A 20,588-nucleotide genomic window follows, 5' to 3' on the forward strand; every position below is an offset into this window, starting at 1 on the left:
TCCGCTCCGAGGTCGCGTCGGCTGTGGACCTGCCGCGTACGGGAGTAGTCGCTCGTTCGCCGTGCCTTCCGACGCTGTTGAGCGCGGCGACGGCGGACGAAGCGGCGCGGGCAGCTCGAATCGCCGAGCCTGCCGCCGCTTCGTCCGCGCGGCGCAGTCGGGCATCCTCGTGCGGGGGCGGGGATTCGCTTACTCGCCGAGGTCCGCCGCATACCGTTCGGCCAGCACGGCGACGCGCTCGGCAGGCCAGGGGCAGCGGATGTCGCCTTGGGTGGCGGCGAAGAAGAGTTCCAGGTGTACGTGCCAGGCGGCCAGTAAGGTCGGCCGCAGCCGAGCCAGTCGCGCCGGTACGGTCTGGGTGAGTTCCACCCACACGCCGAAGTCGGGATCGGCTTCGAAGGACCAGCGCACCGTGCCGACGACGGTGCCCTCGTGCCGCCACCGGTATTCCATCGATCGGGGCGGATCGACGCCGAGGAGTGCGCCCGCCTCGACATGCTGGTTCGTCGCGCGGGCGGGTGGGGGAGCGCCCACGGCGGGAATCTCGTCCTCGACGAGCAGTGACCAGAGCGTTTCCGGCGGCTGCCACACCAGATCGCGGGCGAACCGCAGCACGTAGCCGTCGGGGACCTCGTCACACATGCCGGTGTCGAGCCCGAAATCCGCGACGTAGCTTTCGATGTCCGTCAGCCAGCTCCCGTCCGGCTCGGTGTGGGCGCCGTCGAGGTCGGCGGCGAGCGCGGACAGGCAGCGGTCCCAACCGACCGCCGACCTGGCGGCGCCGAGCCGTGCTCGCGGTCCTCCGCCGAGGACGTGGGTGAAGATCAGCAATGTCCCGTCGCCGTCGGCCACGAGCTCGAATCGCAGCACGTCCTGGCTCCAGCGGAACATGTAGACCTTGGGCGGGTCGACTTCGAGTACCTCTCCCGCGGAGACGCTGTCGGTGGTCTCGGGTGCGTCGGCGAAGGTGAAGCGCATCGCGGCGCCCGGTCGCAGCTCGGTCGTGACAGCCGCCGGGAACCAGGCGGCCATCTCGGCCGGGTCGCTGATCGCGCGCCACACCTTCTCCGGCGGATGTGCCAGCCTGCGTTCGAAACGCAGGGTCGGGGCGCCGTCGATCGTGTGCAGCCGTGCTCGGGAATCGGTCATGGTCGTCCTTTCTCGTCGGGCATAGCGTCGAGATGGCGTTCCAGGGCGTCGAGGCTGGATTCCCACATCCGACGGTAAGGCGCGAGCCATGCCTCGATCTCGGCCAGCGGTTCCGGTCGCAACCGGTACCAGCGCCGCTGCGCGTCGTGGCGGACCTCCACCAAACCCGCGCCCCGCAGAACCTTCAGGTGCTTGGACACGGTGGGCTGGGCCAACCGCAACTCCGCCACCAACTCGCCGACCAGTCGCTCCCGCGCGCGCAGCAAGTCGAGAATCTCCCGGCGGCGAGGCTCGGCCAGCGCCTCGAACGTTGATGCCATATTGGCAATATAGCCGAAATGGAATATACGTGCCAGTGTTCTGCCGGAAGGACTCACAGAACGAGGGTCAGAGGCAGGGCCAGGACCGTAGTGCGATGTCCACGGTGCGGCGCAAGTGGGGCGATCTCGCGCCCGCGGCCGCCTGGACCGCGATCCCGTCGGAGATCGTCATGAGGTAGCGGGCCAGGTCGGCGGGTTTGCTGTCGCGCGGTAGGTCGCCGTCGGCGCGCGCCTGCTCCAGGCGCCGCCGCAGCGCGGCCTCACCGGCCAGGCGGAGCGCCACCGCGCTCTTGCGGCTGTGCTCGGCCTCCGGCCCGCAGGCCTGCGCGCTGCGCACCGAGAGGCAGCCGGGGCTGTCGTGCCCGGTGGTCAGCTGGATCGCCCCCTCGAGGAACGCGGCAGCGACCGCTCGGGCGGTCGGGAGTTCGAGCGCTTCGGCGACGTAACCGCCCGGACCCTCGGCATAGCGGGCGAGCACCCGATCGAACAGTTCGGCCTTGCTGCCGAAGGCGGCGTACAAGCTGGGACGGTTGATGCCCATCGCCGCGGTGAGATCCGACAACGCGGCGCCCTCGTAGCCGTACCGCCAGAACACCTCCAGTGCTCGATCCAGCGCACTGTCGATGTCGAAACTGCGGGGCCGACCTCCCGGCATGGACACCTCCCGGTTTCTTACCTTTCGGTACCTTACTCGGCGATCTCGAGGCGAGCCGTCCGGTTCACCGCCTCCACGAGCCGACCGTCACACACTTCAGTCGGGTTTCCCAGCCGATCGCCCGGTCGGGGGGCGTCACACGCGCGTTGTCGTCGCGGCCCGGCCGTCCTCGCGAGGAGCCTCATAACTCGGTGACATCCTGTCGCACGCCGGTTTCCGCTGCTTCGGTGACGGCGTCGAGGAGGCGGCGCTGGCGCAAGCCGACGGTGAAGTCGGGGCGGGCGGCCCTGCCCTCGGTGATGGCGGCGGCGGTCTCGCGGTAGACGCCCGCCACGTGGGCAGTCGGGCCTGTGGGCAGCGTGGGCGGCACCGAGCGATAGTGGTCCGGGACATGGAGCTCCTCGACCGATCCGCCGTTGGAGCGCAAGTGGATTCGCCAGTCGGCCCAGTGCATATACATCCCGGACTGGAGCGGGCCGATGGACAGGGTTCCCTCTGACCCGCGAATGTGGAGCGCGAATCCGTCCGGGGCGTCGGCATTTCCTCCGTGCACGGTCACCGCGACCGCCGCGCCACTGGCCAGGCGGCCGACCAGTGCCAGTTGCCCGGGCTGCCGGTTCGGGATGCTCCGGCCGGTTCCGAGCACGGTGAGTTCGTCGTGCAGCGTGGCGAGGACGGCGGCTACTTCGGTGAGTTCGCCCGCCAGGTGCTCGAGGACGCCGAGCACGTGCCCGGCCATGATCGTCAGCAGCCCGCTGCCCTTGGCGGGATCGGCGCTCCAGGCCAGTTCGGGCCGAATCGATCCGCCGCCGAACGGATCTCCGGCCGCGACGATGGTGACCGCGGAAACGGCGCCGATGCGGCCCGTGGCGAGCAGGTCCTTGACGTAGTTCACCGATGGCGAGTGGTAGCCCTGCAGGACAACGGTGTGCACGACATCCGCCGCCATCGCCGCGGCGGTGAGCTCGGCGGACTCGGCCGCGCTCGTGCCCATCGGCCATTCGCAGACGACGTGCTTCCCCGCCGCGAGCGCCGCGCGCACCACCGCCGCGTGCCCGGTGGACTTGATCGCCGCCACAACCAGATCCACCTCCGGATGCGCCGCCAGCTCCGCCGCGTCGGTGAACGCGTGCCGCGCCCGGGCGGCTTCGGCCGCGGCCGTGGCCGACGCGCGATTCGTCGTCGCCACGGCCGTGATGCGGAACTCCGGCAATGCCGCCAGCGCGGGCAGGTGGGTCGCGGCGGCCCAGCTTCCAGCGGGATTCGCGCCGACGATGCCGACACCGATGGGTGCGGTGGTGTGACCGGTCATAAGGGCTCCTAGTTATGTACCGTTTGGTAGTAAACTAGGCGCTGCGCCGTCGACCGGCAACCGGTAAGGCCACTCGTCGACGGAGGCGTGGGGTTCGAGTGGGTCGGGCATAGTGGGGCTATGAAGTACGTGTTGCTGATCTGTGACGACGAGAAGGTGTCCCCGTCCATGGAGGAGATCGCGGCGGATCCGGCACATCGGGCGTATGCGGCGGAGGTGGATCGACGGGGAGCCGCGCGCGGTGGCGCGCGGCTGCGTCCGGTGGCGGACGCGACCACGGTCCGGGTGCGTGACGGGGAGACCCTGGTGTCGGATGGCCCGTTCGCGGAGACGAAGGACTTCATCGGCGGTATCGACATCCTGGAGTGCGCTGATCTGGACGAGGCGATCGCGCTCGCGGCGCTGCATCCCTACGCGAGTCGGGGCTGTGTCGAGGTCCGCCCCGTGTGGGAATGACGTCGCCGGAGGCGGTTCGTTCCGCGGTCGACGCGGCGTATCGGCAGGAGTGGGGCCAGGTGGTCGCCACGCTGATCGGGCTGACCGGCGACTGGGACCTGGCGGAGGACTGCGCGCAGGACGCGTTCGCCGCGGCGCTGGCGACGTGGGGGCGCGATGGAGTTCCGGCTCGTCCTGGTGCGTGGCTCACCACCACGGCCCGTCACCGGGCGACCGATCGGCTGCGGCGTGACACGACGGGAGCGGCGAAAGTGCGGCAGCTCGCCGTGCTGGCCCGAGATCCGATCTCGCGGCCTGCCGAGGAGATTCCGGACGAGCGATTACGACTGATTTTCACGTGCTGCCATCCCGCACTGCCGTTCCCCGCCAGGGTCGCCCTCACGTTACGCACGTTGGCAGGGCTGAGCACGGGCGAGATCGCCAAGGCGCTCCTGACCTCGGAGCCGACGATGGCGCAACGCTTGGTGCGCGCCAAGCGCAAGATCGTCGAGGCCGGGATCCCGTACCGGGTCCCACCGGCGGAGTCGCTGCCCCAGCGGCTGGCCGCTGTCCTCGCGGTCCTGTACCTGATCTTCAACGAGGGCTACGACGAACAAGACGGGCGCAGGGCACTGGCCGCTGAGGGAATCCACCTCGCCAGGGTGCTGGTTGGTCTGATGCCGAACGAACCCGAGGCGCACGGTCTGCTGGCCTTGATGTTGCTGCTCGAGGCCCGCCGCGCGAGTCGCACCGAGGGCGGCGTGCTGGTCACGTTGGAGGATCAGGACCGGTCCCGATGGAATCGCGCGATGATCGCCGAAGGTGTCGCGGTGCTCGACGAAGCGCTGGCGATGCGGCGTTGCGGGCCGTATCAGGTGCAGGCCGCGATCGCCGCATGTCACGCCACCGCACCCGACGCCGCTGCTACCGATTGGCCGCAGATCGCCGCCCTCTACTCCGAGCTCGCGCGGCTGGCGCCGTCTCCCGTGGTGGACCTCAACCGCGCCGTGGCGATCGCGATGGCCGACGGCATCGCCGCCGGACTCGCCCTCGTCGACGAGCTCGCCGAGTCCGGCGAACTGGATGGCTACTACCTGCTGCCCGCGACGCGGGCGGATCTTCTGCGCCGGGCCGGCCGCGTCGCCGAGGCCGCCGATTTCTACGCACAGGCGTTGGAACGGGCGCCGACCGACGCCGAACGCCGCTACTTGACGGCTCGTCTGCGAAGCCTTTGAACAGCGCTACCGCGCGTGCATCGGATTTCTGGAAATTCTTCCGCGTCGGTGTCGATCCCGGGCGGCCTCCTTCGTCGGTGGTGCGAAACCACCGAACAGAGAGGCAGCAACCATGTCGAACACCGAGTACCTGACCGCCGCCACGACCGTCGACCGGACGCCGGAGGAGGTCTTCTCCGCCATTACCAACGTGCGCGGGTGGTGGAGCGAGAACATCATCGGCGACACCGCCGCCGTGCGCGACGAGTTCGTCTTCACCGATGACAGCACCCACGCCGGGGAGGCCGCCCAAGGCAAGAAAGGCATCCGTTTCGCCCGGTTCCAGCTCACCGAGGTCGTGCCGAACCGACGGGTGGTCTGGCACGTCGTGGACTCCTACCTCGACTTCATCGACGACCACGACGAGTGGACCGGCACCGATGTCATCTTCGACCTCACCGCCGCCGCGCGGGGCACGACGCTGCGCTTCAGGCACGAAGGGCTCACCGCGAAGAAATCCGCCTGCTTCGAAGCGTGCTCGCGTGGCTGGACCTTCTACATCACCGAGAGCTTGCCGCAGCTGATCACCACCGGCGCCGGCCGCCCCATTCCGAGCTACAACCGCTGACACCTGCGGTGATACTCCAATGCTATTGACTGAGGCCGGTATGCGGCGATCTGTTCCGCAATGGCTCTCGCGGTCAGCTGATTTCGGCGAACTGGGGCGTAACCAATTCATCTAGTACGTTCTCCGGGATAACGAGAAGCAGTTCTCGGGTGAGGCCGGCGCTCAGCAGCGCCGGTTCCGATCCCGGCCGCTCGGCGACATCGGGCGGGTAGGTGGAGGTGGCCATGCTTGTTGACCGCGCCGTCGTCATGTGGCGGGGAGACAAGAATCAGCCGACTCGTGGCCGCGCCCCTGCCGTCGCGGCCGGCGGTCGGCGTGCCGGACCAGGACGGTGCCCGGACGCCGCTCCGGCATCGCAGCCCGGCGGAGTTCGCGGAAAGAGTGTGTCGAGAATGTCCACTGGTCGATTTCGCAGAGCTCGAAACGTTCTGGGCTGTGCGGCCCTCGTCGTATCGCTGGTAGCCGGGTGCGGCGCCGACCGCCCCGAGGATCCGGCGACGAGCGAACCCACCATCACCGAGGCCGCGGCGCGCACCGACCAGAAAGGCTTGTCGCTCATCGTGCCGGGCACCCTGGCCGCGAGCTACGCCGAACTGGCCGCGAGCGTGCGCGGCAAGCTCGGCATGGCCATCATGCCGGTCGGCGGCGAGCAGGTGGTCACCTTCGGTGAATGGACCAGCGGCCCGGCCTGGTCGACGATGAAGGTCCCGCTGACCGTCGCCGCGCTGCGGCGCAGTCCCGGCGCCACGAGCTACGCCGCGTCGGCGGCGATCACGCAATCCGACAACGCCGCCGCCGACGTGCTCTGGCAGTCGCTGGGCAGCGCGCAGGAGGCGGCGCAGGCCGTGCAGGCGGTGCTGCGCGAAGGCGGGGACAGCAAGACCGTCGTGCCCGCCACGCGCACCCGCTCGGAGCATTCGGCCTTCGGGCAGGCGGACTGGTCGCTGACCGATCAGGTGCGGTTCGCCTCGCGGTTGCCCTGCCTGCCCCAGGGCGACCGCGTGACCGCGTTGATGGAGCAGGTCGTCGCGAGTCAGCGCTGGGGTCTCGGCGAGTTCAGCGGCGCCGAATTCAAGGGCGGCTGGGGCCCGGACGCCTCGGGCGCCTACCTGGTGCGGCAGTTCGGGATCATCAGCATCCCCTCGGGGCAGATCGCGATCGCGGTCGCGGTGCAGCCGGATTCCGGGGCGTTCAGCGACGGCATGAACGTTCTGGACAGGCTCGCCACGGTCGTCTCCCAGCATCTCGACGAGCTGGCCGGGGGGCGCTGCCAGGCCGCATGAGGTCATCTGTCCAGGTCAGTGTTACGCGCCGTTCACGGGGGTGGGGCTGCCGAGATCGGACAAGAGGGGCAAGATAGCGGCCATGCGCATCGGAGTTCTGACCGGAGGCGGAGACTGCCCAGGACTGAACGCGGTCATCCGCGCCGTCGTTCGCACCGCGAACGGCCGCTACGGAGACGCGATCGTCGGCTTCGAGGACGGGTGGCGCGGCCTATTGGAGGACCGAAAGATCCAGATCCGCAACGATGACCGCACCGACCGGATCCTGACCAAAGGCGGCACCATCCTCGGCACCGCCCGCACCAACCCCGACGTGCTGCGCGCCGGATTGGGCCGGATCAAACAGACCCTCGACGACAACGGCATCGAAGCGCTCATCCCGATCGGCGGCGAGGGCACCCTCACGGCCGCGAGCTGGTTGTCCGACGAAGGCGTCCCGGTGGTCGGCGTCCCGAAGACCATCGACAACGACATCGACTGCACCGACGTCACTTTCGGTCACGACACCGCGCTGAGCATCGCCACCGAGGCGATCGACCGGCTGCACACCACCGCCGAGTCGCACCAGCGCGTCATGCTCATCGAGGTCATGGGCCGGCACGCGGGCTGGATCGCGATCAGCGCGGGCATGGCGGCGGGCGCGCACCTGACTCTGGTGCCGGAGGTCCCGTTCGAGGTGGACGAGGTGTGCGCCATGATCAAACGGCGTTTCCAGCGCGGCGACAAGCACTTCATCTGCGTCGTCGCCGAGGGGTCGCACCCGGCGCCGGATTCCGGATTCACCTTGCGCGAGGGTGGTATCGACGAGTTCGGCCACGAGCGTTTCACCGGTGTCGCCCAGCAGCTCGGTGTGGAGATCGAGCGGCGCATCGGCAAAGAGGTACGCACCACCGTGCTCGGTCATGTGCAGCGCGGCGGCAGCCCCACGCCCTACGACCGGGTGCTGGCCACCCGCTTCGGCCTGCACGCCGCGGAGGCGGTGCACGCGGGCAAGTTCGGTCAGATGGTCGCGCTGCACGGCACCTCCATCGACCTGGTTCCCCTGTCGGAAGCCACCAAGCAGCTCAAGCGGGTGCCTACGGAGCGCTACCGCGAAGCGGAGGCGTTCTTCGGCTGAGTGCGGTGCCGGAGCGCGACAGTCTGGACAAGCACGTCGCCTCGGATGGCATCATGGCGTCGTGATCAGGACTGTCAGCCATCGTTGGCAGAGGTCGTCCCATGGATGAGCCGCGCCCGTTGCTCCCGACGCCGCAGATCAGCGCCGCCGAGCTGAAGCGACGGCTGGCTCGCTGGGCTCATGCCTGCACCGCTGCCGAGGAACGCGCACAGGTGGATGCGATTTTCGGTGAAGACCGGATCGATGACCAGTGAACGCAGGCGCACCAGCGACTGAAACCGCTTCTGTGTCTGCGGTCCGCGCCGTTGCCCCGCTACGCTTGCCCGCATGGCCGAGTTCCACCTGAACGATCTGCCCGATGCCGCCGTCGCCGTATTGCGCCGCCGGGCGCGTTCGGCCGAGCTACCGCTGCCGGACTACATCGGGCGCGAACTGGTCGCGCTTGCGCGGCGGCGCACCGCCGATGACACGATCGTCGAATTCCTGGAAGCGGAAGGACGCGACCTGGCACCGGAGATCGGCGAAGACGCCGTGGCGCTCGTCCGGAGTTACGACCTGCCCATCGAGGCGCTCGGCGTTCTCGGCCGCCGAGCTCGCTCCGCCGGAGTCCCGCTGGGGGAGTACGTGCGTCGGGAACTGGTCCGGCTCGCTCGGCAGACGACCGTCGAGGACGCGCTGCTGGAGTTCGGCGAGGTGCAGGAACGGGAGCCGGGCCTGCGGCTGGACATGGCGGAGATCGCCGCGGCGGTGCGGTACGCGCGCGGCGAATAGCTCAGGTCGAGCCGGACTGTCGGTACTGTGAATCGCATGCGCAGTGGGCGACTGATCGCGTTGGCTCTGTTCATGATCGCGGCATTGATGGCCGGGTGCTCGGAGTCGAATCCGCCCGAGCCGACCACCGGTGATTGGCACGGCGACATCGAGGTCCCCGGACAGCCGCTACAGGTCGGGGTCAGTTTCCGCGACGACGGCACGGCCACCATCGACATCCCGCTGCAAGGTGTGACGGACGCCCAGCTGAAGGACGTCAGCTCCGATCGCAACGGTGTGACCTTCGCGATCCCCGACATCCCGGGCGACCCGGTGTTCCGCGGCAAGTACGAATCCGGAACCGACCGGATCACCGGCGATTTCACGCAGGCGGGCCAGAGCTTCCGGCTGGCGCTGAGCCGAGGCGAAGTCGAACCGCCCGCGCGCCCGCAGGAACCGAAGCCGCCGTTCCCGTACAAGACCGAGGACGTCACCTACCGCAACGGCGACATCACCATCGCGGGCACATTGACCGAACCACGGGATTCCGGCCCGTTCCCCGCCATCTTGATGATCAGCGGAAGCGGTCCGCAGGACCGCAACGAGGAACTCATGGGCCACAAGCCGTTCCTGCTGCTGGCCGACACCTTCACCCGCGCGGGCTACGCCGTGCTGCGCACCGACGATCGCGGCGTCGGCGGCACGAGCGGCAAGCTGGACGAGGCGAACTACACCGACCTGGCCGCAGACGCGGCCGCGGGCGTCGGCTTCCTGCGTGCCCGCACCGAGATCGACCCGGCCCGGGTCGGGCTCTTCGGCCACAGCGAAGGCGGCTATCTCGCTCCGCTGGTCGCCACGCGTCCGGACAGCGGCGTCGCGTTCGCCGTCCTGATGGCCGGGCCCGGCGTCCCGGGTTCGGACGTGCTCATCGAGCAGACCCGCCTGATCGCCACCGCGAACGGCACCCCGCCCGACCAGGTGGACGCCCGGGTGCGCGACACCACCGAGCTGGCCGCGCTGTTGAAAGCAGGGGACCTCGACGGCGCCAGGCAGCTGGCCATCCGGCAGAACCAAGCCCTGCCCGCCGACCAGCGCGTGCCGGACGACCAAGCGGCCGCGCAGATCACGCCGTATCTGGCCGCCCTGGTCGCCTACGATCCCGCGCCCGCCCTTTCCGCCCTGCGCGTCCCGGTGCTCGCCTTCTTCGGCGACAAAGACCTCCAGGTCCCCGCCGCGCAGAGCGCGCAGCCGATGCGCGAGCACCTCGCCGCCGACCCCGATGCGACCGTCCACGTCTTCCCGGGTCTCAATCACCTGATGCAGCCCACCGAGACCGGCCGTCCCAGCGAATACAGCACCATCGAAACGACCGTCGCTCCCGAGGTGCTCGACTACGTCACCGGCTGGCTGCGGCAGCGGGTCCCGCCGAAATAGCGCGTCGGCCACGACGCGAGAGCCGCTGCGCTGCGGCGGGAGCGCTTACCTAAACTGATGGCCATGAGCGCACCCACGGTCGACCTGATGGATTACTCGGATGTCATCGCCCGGTTCGAGCCGGTGCTCGGCATGGAGGTCCACGTCGAGCTGTCCACCGCGACGAAGATGTTCTGCGGTTGCCCGACCGAGTTCGGCGCCGAGCCGAACACCCAGGTCTGCCCGGTGTGCCTCGGTCTGCCCGGTTCGCTTCCGGTGGTCAACCAGAAGGCCGTCGAGTCCGCGATCCGGATCGGGCTGGCGCTCAACTGCTCGATCACACCGTGGGGCCGCTTCGCGCGCAAGAACTACTTCTACCCCGATCAGCCGAAGAACTACCAGATCAGCCAGTACGACGAGCCGATAGCCACGAACGGGCACCTGGACGTGGTGCTCGACGACGGCAGCATCTTCCGAGTGGACATCGAGCGCGCGCACATGGAGGAGGACACCGGCAAGTCGGTGCATGTCGGCGGCGCGACCGGTCGCATCCACGGCGCGAGCCACTCCCTGCTGGACTACAACCGCGCCGGCGTGCCGCTGATCGAGATCGTCACCAAGCCGATCACCGGCGCGGGTGAGCGGGCCCCGGAAGTCGCGCGGGCCTACGTCACGGCGCTGCGGGATCTGCTGAAGTCGCTCGGGGTCTCCGACGTGAAGATGGAGCAGGGTTCGCTGCGCTGTGACGCGAACGTCTCCTTGATGCCTGTCGGCGCGACAGAATTCGGCACCCGCACGGAGACCAAGAACGTCAACTCGCTGCGCAGCGTCGAGGTCGCGGTGCGCTACGAGATGCGCAGGCAGGGCGCGGTGCTCGCGAGCGGCGGCACGGTCGTGCAGGAGACCAGGCACTTCCACGAGGCCGACGGCAGCACCTCGCCGGGACGCCGCAAGGAGACCGCCGAGGACTACCGCTACTTCCCCGAGCCCGACCTCGAGCCCGTCGCCCCCGACGCGGAATGGGTCGAGCAGTTGCGCGGCACCATCCCCGAGTACCCCTGGCTGCGCCGCGCGCGCATCCAGACCGACTGGGGCCTGTCCGACGAGGTGATGCGCGACCTGGTCAACGCGGGCGCGCTGGATCTGATCATCGCCACCGTCGACGCGGGCGCCCCGGCCAACGAGGCGCGCTCCTGGTGGGTCGCCTACCTCACCGAGAAGGCCAAGGAGCGCGAGGTCCCGCTGGACGAGCTGCCGATCACCCCCGCCCAGGTCGCCGAGGTGATCAAGCTGGTCGACGCGAAGACGATCAACAACAAGGTGGCCAAGCAGGTCGTCGACCACGTGCTGGCGGGCGAGGGCGATCCGGCGCAGATCGTCGAGGCCAAGGGCCTGGGCATGGTCAGCGACGACAGCGCTTTGCAGTCCGAGGTGGAGAAGGCGCTGGCCGCCAACCCCGACATCGCCGACAAGATCCGCTCCGGCAAGGTCCAGGCCGCGGGCAAGATCGTCGGCGACGTCATGAAGGCCACTCGCGGCCAGGCCGACGCGGCCCGGGTCCGCGAACTCGTGCTCGCCGCCTGTAGCTAGCGGCCGAACCGGCTGTTCGAGGTCGGTCGATCGCGACGGCGCTGTAGGGCGTGGTGGGCGTCGGCGGCGTGGTGAAGCGGGCGTTCGGCAGGTACAGGCGCTCGCCGAACGCCGCGACGGTCGTCGGTATGTCGAAACGCGGGTCGGTGACGCGCCGTACGACCGTGCCTGTCGCGCCGGTGGGATCGAGTGCGATCACGGCGATCGCGTTGGACCGGTTCTGGACGACCAGCAGCGTGCTGCCGCGTAAGAGCAGGCCGTCACCGTTGGGCAGCTGCTCGGCGCCGAGGTCGACCTGCCGCGTCACGCCCGTCGCCGGGTCGACGTGGAACAGCCTGCCGGTTGCCGACTGCATGACGATCAGCCCCGTGCCGTCGGGCGTGCGCACGATCCCATTGGCGTTGATCGCTCCGCGCTCGTAACGGATAGCGCCGGTCAGCTCTCGTCGCATCACCGCCGCGACCGGCGGAAGCGCGGCGTCGTGGCCGAGGGGGAGGTGGTAGAGCACCGGCGTGCGCGAGTCGGTGAACCACGCACCCGCGGGCGTGAGAACCACGTCGTTGACGAACGTGTCCGGCGGCGTCGCGAGCCGGTAGCTGGCCAGCACCTCGCCCGTGCGGGTGTCCACGACGCGAGCGTCACCGCCGGTGCCGCCCGCGACGAACAGCCGACCGCGATGGTCGATCTGGAGCCCGAGCGCCGGTGTACCCGGCCCGGGGCTCAGGATGGCGCCCTGCCCGGTCACCAGGCTGGCGCGGTAGATGGAGCCGTCCGCCCGCGAGCCGAAGTAGGCCACCGGCAGCGACCCGATCGCGATACCCTCCGGCTGGAACCCTGCGGGGAGGTCGATCGCGGCGTGGAGCACCGGACGGTGCGCAGCCGGTCGATCCGCGGGTATCAGCGCCGCGACGCCGACGCAGGCGAGCGCGATCGAGATACCGAGGACTCACTTCATCCGTTCCTCCGTTATGGCAATCGGGTCCGTCGGTATGGTCTTGCGATCGACACACCAAGTGAGTCGGTCCCGATCGTGCGTGCTCAGTAGCCGACGGTGAAATGTCTGCTCGCGCTGGGATTCTCGAGCTCGTCGAGAACGGCCACGGCGAGATCTTCGACCGAGATCCTGGACGTGCCGTCGGCGCGGGTGACGAGGGTGGTGGCACCGCGCCGGTAGCCACCGGTGCGCGCTCCGGGTTCGAGGAGGGCGGGAGGGCTGAGATAGATCCAGTCGGCCGGGTGTGCTCGGCAGGTCTCCCACTGCGCGAGGCTGGCGGCGGCGATCGGGCGGACGGCTTCCGGCACGTACTCCGGGCTGTCGAGAACGAGCCGGTCGGGATGCCCTGGGGCCCGAAGCGGGGCCGCTCCGCCGGCGACGAGAATGCGCGTCCGGGTAGCCGTGGCCGCGTCCAGCAGCGCCTTGGTCGTCGCCGTGACGGTGTCTTCGTGCCCGGGAGCCGGACGGGTAGCGGCCACGATCGCGTCGGCGCCGTCGAGCAGTTCGCTCATCCGGACGGGGTCGTTCGCGTCGCCTTCGACGGCCCTCACTCCGGAAGGCAGGCCGGTCGGCCGCTGTCTGCGGAATACGGCGATGAGTTCATGACCTCGGCTCGCGGCTTCGGTGACGACGCGTGAGCCGACCATGCCGGTGGCTCCGACGACGGCGATCTTCATCGAGGTGTCCTTTCAGGTGTGTGGGTCGTGGTGGAGGTGGAAGAGCGCGTGGGCGCGGGAAGCTGTCCCGCGACGATCGCGGCGAGGGCGAGCCCGAATCCCACGAGTTGGATCGGACCGAGTATCTGGCCGAGCAGGATGGCGCCGAGGACGGCGGCGACCAGCGGCGAGAGCAGGACGAGCACCGCGACCGAGGTGACGGGCAAGGCGCCGATGCCGCGGAACCAGAGGACATAGGCGATCAGTCCGCCGACCAGACCCAACCAGAGGTAGCCCAGAGCAGCGGGCGGGTCGATCGGGGGAGGCGGCCCCTCGACCAGGAACGTGAGGGGTAGCAGAAACAGGCCCCCAGCGGTGAGTTGCCAGCCCGCGAAAGCGGTGGGACCGGCCTCGGCCGGCCGTCCCCACCGTTTGGTGAGCGTCAGGCCGAGTGCCATCGAGGCCGCGGCGGCGAGGCCCGCCACGACACCGAGGGGGTCGAGCGCCGCGTCCGGCCCGATCACCACCAAGCCGACGCCGACCACGCCTATCGCGCCCCAGCCGATCCGCCACGCCGAGGGGTTCTCGTGCAGGACTGCCAAGACCAGGACGGCTACGACGAGCGGCTGCGCCGCCGCCAGGGTCGCGGCCACGCCGCCCGGTAGGCGTTCGGCGGCGAGGAACAGCAGCGGGAACAGCAGCCCGATGTTGAGCACGCCCAGCACCGCGGCCTTCCACCACCAAGTCCCGTGCGGCAATCTCCGTGTGAGCGCCAGTGCGATCAGACCGGCAGGCAACGCGCGCAGAAGTCCTGCGAACAGCGGGTGCCCCGGTGGCAGGAGTTCGGTGGTGACGACATATGTCGTGCCCCACGACACGGGAGCGAGGGCCGTCAGGACGGCGCGAGACATATGTCCCAGCGGCGCGTCACCGTTTCGGCCACCGGAAACAATCTGTGCAGCTGGGCTTTTCACACATGCAGTCTCGCCGGGAGGCATCAATGAGTCCAACACATGTTTGTCACTTCATCAATCGCGATTCACGATTGAACGATGGAACTCCAGCAGATGCGCTACGTCGTCGCCGTCGCCGAGACCAACAGCTTCACCCGGGCGGCCGAACGATGTCTGGTCGTCCAGTCCGCCCTCAGTCACCAGATCGCGCGCTTGGAACGGGAACTGGGCGCGAGACTGTTCGAGCGCACCAGCCGCCGGGTGCGCCTGACACCGGCCGGCGCCGCGTTCCTCCCGGCCGCCCGCCAGTGCCTGGACGCCGCCGAGCGCGCGGCCGCCGAGGTCGCCGCGGCGGTGGGAGAGGTTCGCGGACGGCTCGCCGTGGGCCTCATCCCCACCGTCGCCGCTGTCGATGTCCCGGATGCGTTGCGCGAGTTCCGCCTGCGGCACCCGCACGTGCGCATCAGCCTGCGGGTGGGCGCGAGCGAGGAACTGGTCGAGAAGGTCGAGCAAGGAGCCCTCGACGTGGCCTTCCTCGGCCTGCCGACCACCGCGCGACCCCGAGGTGTCGCCGCCCAGGAACTCGCCCGCGACCGGCTGGTCGCCGTGGTCGCGCCGGACCATCCCCTCGCCGGCGAGCCGACGATCGATCTTCGCAGGTTGTCCACCGAGGTCTTCGTGGACCTGCCGGCCGGGACAGCCGGACGCCTCCAATCCGACCAAGCCTTCTCGGCCGCCGGTCTCGACCGGGACGTCGCCTTCGAAGTGACCAGCGCGGACTACATCGCTCGCCTCGTCAGACCCGGCCTGGCCGTGGCCATGCTCCCCTCCGCCTTCGCGCCACAGCTGGAGGGCGTAGTCACCATCGAAGTAGCCGACGCACCGGCTCGCGTCGAATACGTCATCTGGAACCGCACCCGCACACCCGCGGCAACTGCCTTCCTCGCCATTCTCGGCATCCCCGCACAAGATCGACCCGACTCCTGAGACGCCCCGCTGGATCTGCCACATGGCCAGCTGGTCCGGAGCTCGTGCAGCCAGGGGACCGCAAGCGACCGCGAATACGCCGCGCGAAGGCGCGGAATCGAATACCGCTCAGTCCGTTCCGCCGCCTCCGGCCTGGGGCGGCGGGATGCGTACGACGCGGTCGTCGAAGGGTCCCGGCTGGCCGTCGGTCTTGTTCACCGTGGTCACCCAGACGGTTCCGTCGGCGCCGACCGCCGCGCCACCGAGCTGGCCGTATCTGTCCTGCGCCAACAGGGTCGGGGCCGCGGTGACCGCGTGGGTGTTCGGGTCGGCGGCGGCGATGGCGAGGGCTTTCGCGCGGGTCAGCGAGATGGCGACGCCGTCGGGGGCCGCCGCGCAGCCCGCGACGCCGGGCCGGTCCGGCCAGGTCCACATGGTGGTGACCACGCCGTCGCCGCCGAGCCGCTGCAACCGGTCCTCGGCGGCGGTGCGGTCGGTGATCCAGATGCTGTCTTTGCTGTCGCGGCACACGTCGCCGGCGGTGCCTATGCCCGAGACGGCGATCTCCGGCGCGGGCGTACGGCCGGGCACCGGCGAGTTCACGCGCAGCAACTTGCCCGCGAGCGAGCTCGCCGACGCGGCCGCGCCGGGGTTGCCCGCGTCGCCGGTCAGCACGAGCATCTGGTCGGGTGAGACGAAGTCGATCGCGCCCCGGTTCCCGCTGTCGCCTTTCGGGATCCCGGTGAGCACGTCCTTCGGGGAGCCGCCCTCGCCGATGCGGACCACCCGGTTGTCGCTCGCTGTGGTGATGTAGGCGTACATCAGGCCGTCTTCGCGGTAGGTGGGCGACAGCGCGATATCGCTGAGGCCGCCGTCGCCGGAGCCGTCCACGTCCAGTCGCGCGATCTCGACCGGCGGCTGCTCCGGGACCACCTTCATGATGCGGCCGGTCCTGCGCTCGGCGACCAGCGCGCCGTCGGCCAGGGTGACCAGGCCGCCGGTGGTGTCCAGGCACGTGGCCACGACCGCCGGGTCCGGGTCGATGCACGGGCCGCTGGGGCGGGTGGTGGAGGTGGGTGACTGGTTCGGTTTCTTCGGGTCGATGTCGGCTCCGCGCAGGGTCGGTTCCGGGGTGAACGGGCTGGACGCCGAATCGTCGAACCGGGCGCACCCGACCAGCAGGGCGGAACCGAGCGCCAAGCTCGCCGCGACGCGGCCCACGACAACCAAACTCATAGTTCAGACGTTACGGAAATACCGTCGCCCGCGCCCCCTCCGGGTGGGGTGTCGCGCGCACACTGACACGCCACGCCGTTACTCGCCCGCTATAGCGCGGTGCCGCATAGGGTATTGGCCGTGACCGACAAGCCGAAAGACACGCCCGAATCCAAGGCCGGGAACGCCACGCCCTCCACGGCAGAGCAGTCGGCGGTGTCGTCCACCGGTCGAGGGGTGACCAGCCCGTACGATTCGCCGACCGAGCAGTTCGAGCGGGTGGACACGGCCCAGCGGCCGGGATTGCGCAAGGACGTCCCGCGCACCGAGGAGGAGCTCGGACTCGACCCGGAGGTCCCGAGCACCGCCGAGAGCAAGGCCGCCGGGGGCGCGGCGCCCACCTACGATTACGCCAGCATCCCGCCCGCCCCGGCACCGCCGAACGAGACCGGGCGTCTGCGCCGCCGCACCGGCGAGAACCGCCGGGGAACGCTCGATCTCGGTTTGCTGCTGTTGCGTCTGGTCGTCGGCGCCACCTTCCTCTACCACGGTCTGCAGAAGCTCACCGGCTGGTTCCACGGCCCCGGTCTGGACGGCACGCGCGACATGATGGAGCGCGGCGGCTGGGATCATCCGACGGTGTCCACCATCCTGCTCACCGCGGGCGAGGTCGGCGGCGGTGTCCTGCTGATCCTCGGGCTCGCCACCCCGTTGGCGGCGGGCGCGGTGCTGGCGGTGATCCTGGACGCCTGGGCCTGGAAGCAGGGCATGGCCCCCGGATTCCAGTACAAAGCCGGACCCGGAGCGGTGGAAATGGAGAGCATCCTCGCGGGTGTCGCCACCGTCATCATCCTGACCGGCCCGGGTCGCTTGTCCTTCGACCGCAACCGAGGCTGGGCGATCCGCCCCGCCGCGGGCTCCTTCGTCGTGCTGCTCCTCGCCATCGCGGCCGCGGTCGGGGCCTACTGGTACCTGCACGGCGGCAACCCGCTGACGGGCATCGGTCCCTTCGCCTGAGTTGCCGGACGAAGCGAAAGGCCCCTTCATCCGATCGAGGATGAAGGGGCCGTCGTGTTCGTAACGGAGCTGCTGCCCCGTGAAGACGCGGACCTTACGGCACGTGCCGGACCGCGCCCTTGTCTGCGGAAGTGGCCAGCGCGGCGTAGGCGCGCAGAGCGGTCGTCACCGGACGGTCGCGGTTGACCGGCTGCCAGGGCCGCTCGGAGGCTTCCATCTTCGCGCGGCGCTCGGCCAGGACGGCGTCGTCGACGAGCACCTCGAGGGTGCGGGTGGAAACGTCGATGCGGATCTGATCACCGTTCTCGATCAAGCCGATGACGCCGCCGCTGGCCGCCTCGGGAGAGATGTGCCCGATCGACAGGCCGGAAGTGCCGCCGGAGAACCGGCCGTCGGTGATCAGGGCGCACTGCTTGCCGAGCCCGGAACCCTTCAGGAAGGCGGTCGGGTGCAGCATCTCCTGCATGCCGGGGCCGCCCGCGGGGCCCTCGTAGCGGACCACGATCACGTCGCCGGGCTTGATCTTCTTGCCGAGGATGACCGACACGGCTTCTTCCTGCGACTCCACCACGACCGCCGGGCCCTGGAAGGAGAACAGCTCTTCGTCGATACCTGCGGTCTTGAGCACCGCCCCGTCGGGCGCGATGTTGCCGCGCAGCACGACCAGCCCGCCTTCCTTGGTGTAGGCGTGCTCGAGGTCGCGGATGCAACCGCCTTCGGCGTCGGTATCCAGCGACGACCAACGGTTGTCGGTGGAGAACGGCTCGGTGGTGCGCACCCCGCCCGGCGCGGCGTGGAACAGTTCGATGGCTTCCCGGGAGGCCTTGCCGGAGCGGATGTCCCAGGTGTCGAGCCACTCGTCGAAGCTCGCGGTGTGCACCGTGGTGACATCGGTCTCCAGCAGCCCGGCGCGGCGCAGCTCGCCCAGGATGGCGGGGATGCCACCGGCGCGGTGCACGTCCTCCATGTGGTAGTCCGAGTTGGGCGACACCTTCGACAGGGTGGGCACCCGGCGGCTGATCTCCTCGATGGAGTGCAGATCGAAGTCGATCTCACCTTCCTGCGCTGCGGCCAGCGTGTGCAGCACGGTGTTGGTCGAGCCGCCCATCGCGACGTCCAACGCCATCGCGTTGCGGAAGGCTTTGACGTCGGCCACGTTCCGCGGCAGCACGGACGCGTCGTCCTCGCGGTACCAGCGGTTGGCGATGTCCACCACCACGGTGCCCGCCCGCTCGAACAGCGCCCGGCGCGCGGCGTGCGTCGCGAGGGTGGAGCCGTTGCCGGGCAGCGAGAGACCGAGCGCTTCGGTGAGGCAGTTCATCGAGTTCGCGGTGAACATGCCCGAGCACGAGCCGCAGGTCGGGCACGCCGACCGCTCGACCTCGGACAGGCCCTCATCCGAGACGGCCTGATTCGCGCTCGCGGAGATCGCGGTGACCAAGTCGGTGGGCGCTTGCGCGACGCCGCCGACGACCACCGCCTTGCCCGCCTCCATCGGCCCGCCGGAGACGAACACCGTCGGAATGTTCAGCCGCATAGCGGCATTCAGCATGCCGGGGGTGATCTTGTCGCAGTTGGAGATGCAGACCAGCGCGTCCGCGGTGTGCGCGTTCACCATGTATTCGACGGAGTCGGCGATGATCTCGCGCGAAGGCAGCGAGTAGAGCATGCCGCCGTGGCCCATGGCGATGCCGTCGTCGACGGCGATGGTGTGGAATTCGCGCGGCACGCCACCGGCGGCGCGCACCGACTCGGCCACGATCTCGCCGACGTTCTTCAGGTGCACGTGGCCGGGCACGAACTGGGTGTAGGAGTTCGCGATGGCGACGATCGGCTTGCCGAAGTCGGTGTCGGTCATGCCGGTGGCGCGCCAGAGTGCGCGTGCGCCTGCGGCATTGCGGCCGATGGTGGTGGTTCGTGAACGAAGCGGTGGCATTTCGATGGTCCTCGGGTCGCGGGGGCTGACGTGCGACGGCGCAGAGCCTGCTCGGCGGAGCACCACGTTACTCCCGGTAGGCGTGTCCGCCCGCCGGGGTGCGGCCGCGGCGTCCATGGCTGTCAGCCGGGTTCGGTTTGCCGCCCCTGTGTGGTGTCGCGGGCGGCGACGGTGACGCCGGAGGTGCCGGGCCGTCGAGGGTGGGGATGCGAAGGAGGATCACTGCTCCGGTGAAATCATCCCATCACCCGACCGCAACAGCTTACGTGGAGGGAATGTTCCACCTCGACGCGATCGCTGAGTTCACTGCGTACCAGCGGGGCATCCACGCGGCCCAGCGGGGCGGCGGGTTCGTCGTCGCCGGTCAGGTGCGGTCGGCCCCGCTCGGGATCCGGAGCCCTGTGCGAGTAATCGCTACGGCGTGTCCTCGCCGGTGGAGTCCTCGGCGGACTTCGCCGTCCCGTTGGTTCGCAGTCCGCCGTCGCCACTCGCGTTCGTGTCCGGTTCCGCGGATCCTGCGGGGGACTCGTCCTCCAGGGACGTGTCCGGCCGCGCGAACGGGTCCGGGATCCGTCCGCCGGAGGCCGCCGCCAGATCGCGCAGCCGGTCGTAGCTCACCGCGGGCAACTTCACCTCGGTGCCGTCGGTCAGGTCGGCGCGCACGTAGCCGCGCTTGGGGATGCGGACCCCTTTCACCTGTGACCAGTCGAGGTGACGCGAACCGAACAGCGTCCGCAGGTCCAGTCCCGCGCCGGAGACCGTGGTCTGGGTCCGCAGCACCCACACCAGCACCACGACGGGGAGCAGCAGCAGCCACCACAGTCCGGCCGGCCAGCCGACGAACGGGAAGAACACGCACATCAGCAGGATGAACACGCCCAGGAAGGCCAGCCGTGGGATGCGGATCACACGGGCGTCCGAGACGCCACCCGTATCCGTTGTCGCGGCAGGAGTGTGGGACGATTCAAAAGGTGGCACGGACTGA

22 protein-coding genes are annotated in these 20,588 nt (G+C 69.7%); 11 read left to right on the forward strand and 11 right to left on the reverse strand.

What is annotated here, in order from left to right; translation table 11 throughout:
• Window positions 1-189: 189 nt before the first annotated feature.
• The 4 genes from K8O92_17075 to K8O92_17090 form a co-directional block, all read right to left on the reverse strand.
• Window positions 190-1,149: an SRPBCC domain-containing protein gene (locus K8O92_17075; protein UAK29735.1), complete on the reverse strand. Its 960-nt coding sequence runs from the start codon at window positions 1,147-1,149 to the stop codon at window positions 190-192.
• On the reverse strand, window positions 1,146-1,469 hold the full coding sequence (locus tag K8O92_17080; protein UAK29736.1) for a metalloregulator ArsR/SmtB family transcription factor: 324 nt from the start codon (window positions 1,467-1,469) through the stop codon (window positions 1,146-1,148). Before K8O92_17080 ends, K8O92_17075 begins: the two co-directional genes overlap by 4 nt.
• 67 nt (window positions 1,470-1,536) lie before the next feature.
• On the reverse strand, window positions 1,537-2,124 hold the full coding sequence (locus K8O92_17085) for a TetR/AcrR family transcriptional regulator (protein ID UAK29737.1): 588 nt from the start codon (window positions 2,122-2,124) through the stop codon (window positions 1,537-1,539).
• A 181-nt stretch (window positions 2,125-2,305) separates the two neighbouring features.
• Window positions 2,306-3,436 (reverse strand): Gfo/Idh/MocA family oxidoreductase, encoded by a 1,131-nt coding sequence (locus K8O92_17090; protein ID UAK29738.1) that lies wholly within the window; start codon window positions 3,434-3,436, stop codon window positions 2,306-2,308.
• 120 nt (window positions 3,437-3,556) lie between these two features.
• On the opposite strand from K8O92_17090, the gene K8O92_17095 reads away from it, so the two are divergent.
• The 3 genes from K8O92_17095 to K8O92_17105 all read left to right on the forward strand — a co-directional run bounded on the left by K8O92_17095 (window position 3,557) and on the right by K8O92_17105 (window position 5,713).
• A complete protein-coding gene (locus K8O92_17095; GenBank protein UAK29739.1) occupies window positions 3,557-3,892 on the forward strand; it encodes a YciI family protein in 336 nt (111 codons plus the stop codon).
• The gene (locus K8O92_17100) at window positions 3,889-5,106 is read left to right on the forward strand and encodes a sigma-70 family RNA polymerase sigma factor (GenBank protein ID UAK29740.1); all 1,218 of its coding nucleotides are present in this window, start codon (window positions 3,889-3,891) and stop codon (window positions 5,104-5,106) included. Before K8O92_17095 ends, K8O92_17100 begins: the two co-directional genes overlap by 4 nt.
• Window positions 5,107-5,218: 112 nt before the next feature.
• Complete coding sequence (locus tag K8O92_17105; GenBank protein ID UAK29741.1) at window positions 5,219-5,713, forward strand: SRPBCC domain-containing protein; 495 nt, start codon at window positions 5,219-5,221, stop codon at window positions 5,711-5,713.
• 73 nt (window positions 5,714-5,786) lie between these two features.
• Here the strand turns inward: K8O92_17105 and K8O92_17110 are convergent, their stop codons facing one another.
• The gene (locus K8O92_17110) at window positions 5,787-5,939 is read right to left on the reverse strand and encodes a hypothetical protein (GenBank protein UAK29742.1); all 153 of its coding nucleotides are present in this window, start codon (window positions 5,937-5,939) and stop codon (window positions 5,787-5,789) included.
• A 166-nt stretch (window positions 5,940-6,105) separates the two neighbouring features.
• Here K8O92_17110 and K8O92_17115 point away from each other — a divergent pair, with 166 nt between their 5' ends.
• The 6 genes from K8O92_17115 to gatB all read left to right on the forward strand — a co-directional run bounded on the left by K8O92_17115 (window position 6,106) and on the right by gatB (window position 11,866).
• On the forward strand, window positions 6,106-6,996 hold the full coding sequence (locus K8O92_17115) for a hypothetical protein (GenBank protein ID UAK29743.1): 891 nt from the start codon (window positions 6,106-6,108) through the stop codon (window positions 6,994-6,996).
• 82 nt (window positions 6,997-7,078) lie between these two features.
• Window positions 7,079-8,113, forward strand: a complete 1,035-nt coding sequence (locus K8O92_17120) for a 6-phosphofructokinase (protein UAK29744.1) — start codon at window positions 7,079-7,081, stop codon at window positions 8,111-8,113.
• Window positions 8,114-8,214: 101 nt separating this feature from the next.
• Window positions 8,215-8,367, forward strand: coding sequence for a hypothetical protein (locus K8O92_17125; GenBank protein ID UAK29745.1), 153 nt, complete (start codon window positions 8,215-8,217; stop codon window positions 8,365-8,367).
• A 73-nt stretch (window positions 8,368-8,440) separates the two neighbouring features.
• Entirely contained in the window at window positions 8,441-8,884 is a 444-nt protein-coding gene (locus tag K8O92_17130) for a hypothetical protein (protein ID UAK29746.1), read from the forward strand.
• Between the two features lie 36 nt (window positions 8,885-8,920).
• The gene (locus K8O92_17135; protein ID UAK29747.1) at window positions 8,921-10,297 is read left to right on the forward strand and encodes an alpha/beta fold hydrolase; all 1,377 of its coding nucleotides are present in this window, start codon (window positions 8,921-8,923) and stop codon (window positions 10,295-10,297) included.
• 57 nt (window positions 10,298-10,354) lie between these two features.
• Entirely contained in the window at window positions 10,355-11,866 is a 1,512-nt protein-coding gene (gatB, locus tag K8O92_17140) for an Asp-tRNA(Asn)/Glu-tRNA(Gln) amidotransferase subunit GatB (GenBank protein UAK29748.1), read from the forward strand.
• On the opposite strand, the gene K8O92_17145 is transcribed toward gatB, so the two are convergent.
• The 3 genes from K8O92_17145 to K8O92_17155 all read right to left on the reverse strand — a co-directional run bounded on the left by K8O92_17145 (window position 11,796) and on the right by K8O92_17155 (window position 14,427).
• Entirely contained in the window at window positions 11,796-12,803 is a 1,008-nt protein-coding gene (locus K8O92_17145; protein ID UAK35748.1) for an SMP-30/gluconolactonase/LRE family protein, read from the reverse strand. The two genes, gatB and K8O92_17145, sit on opposite strands and share 71 nt — an antisense overlap.
• A 101-nt stretch (window positions 12,804-12,904) precedes the next feature.
• Window positions 12,905-13,537, reverse strand: a complete 633-nt coding sequence (locus K8O92_17150) for an NAD(P)H-binding protein (GenBank protein ID UAK29749.1) — start codon at window positions 13,535-13,537, stop codon at window positions 12,905-12,907.
• Window positions 13,534-14,427: an EamA family transporter gene (locus K8O92_17155; protein UAK29750.1), complete on the reverse strand. Its 894-nt coding sequence runs from the start codon at window positions 14,425-14,427 to the stop codon at window positions 13,534-13,536. Before K8O92_17155 ends, K8O92_17150 begins: the two co-directional genes overlap by 4 nt.
• A gap of 141 nt (window positions 14,428-14,568) precedes the next feature.
• Between K8O92_17155 and K8O92_17160 the strand changes: the two genes are divergently transcribed.
• Window positions 14,569-15,456, forward strand: a complete 888-nt coding sequence (locus K8O92_17160) for a LysR family transcriptional regulator (GenBank protein UAK29751.1) — start codon at window positions 14,569-14,571, stop codon at window positions 15,454-15,456.
• 108 nt (window positions 15,457-15,564) lie between these two features.
• Here K8O92_17160 and K8O92_17165 read toward each other — a convergent pair whose 3' ends face one another.
• On the reverse strand, window positions 15,565-16,671 hold the full coding sequence (locus K8O92_17165; GenBank protein UAK29752.1) for a PQQ-dependent sugar dehydrogenase: 1,107 nt from the start codon (window positions 16,669-16,671) through the stop codon (window positions 15,565-15,567).
• A gap of 120 nt (window positions 16,672-16,791) precedes the next feature.
• Here K8O92_17165 and K8O92_17170 point away from each other — a divergent pair, with 120 nt between their 5' ends.
• Complete coding sequence (locus K8O92_17170; protein ID UAK29753.1) at window positions 16,792-17,667, forward strand: DoxX family protein; 876 nt, start codon at window positions 16,792-16,794, stop codon at window positions 17,665-17,667.
• A 94-nt stretch (window positions 17,668-17,761) separates the two neighbouring features.
• Here the strand turns inward: K8O92_17170 and ilvD are convergent, their stop codons facing one another.
• Together ilvD and K8O92_17180 are read right to left on the reverse strand one after the other, a co-directional pair.
• A complete protein-coding gene (ilvD, locus tag K8O92_17175) occupies window positions 17,762-19,603 on the reverse strand; it encodes a dihydroxy-acid dehydratase (protein UAK29754.1) in 1,842 nt (613 codons plus the stop codon).
• A 414-nt stretch (window positions 19,604-20,017) separates the two neighbouring features.
• The gene (locus K8O92_17180) at window positions 20,018-20,512 is read right to left on the reverse strand and encodes a PH domain-containing protein (GenBank protein UAK29755.1); all 495 of its coding nucleotides are present in this window, start codon (window positions 20,510-20,512) and stop codon (window positions 20,018-20,020) included.
• Between the last annotated feature and the right edge of the window lie 76 nt (window positions 20,513-20,588).

This window comes from Nocardia asteroides, from assembly GCA_019930625.1.
In the GTDB taxonomy this organism is placed as follows: domain Bacteria; phylum Actinomycetota; class Actinomycetes; order Mycobacteriales; family Mycobacteriaceae; genus Nocardia; species Nocardia sputi.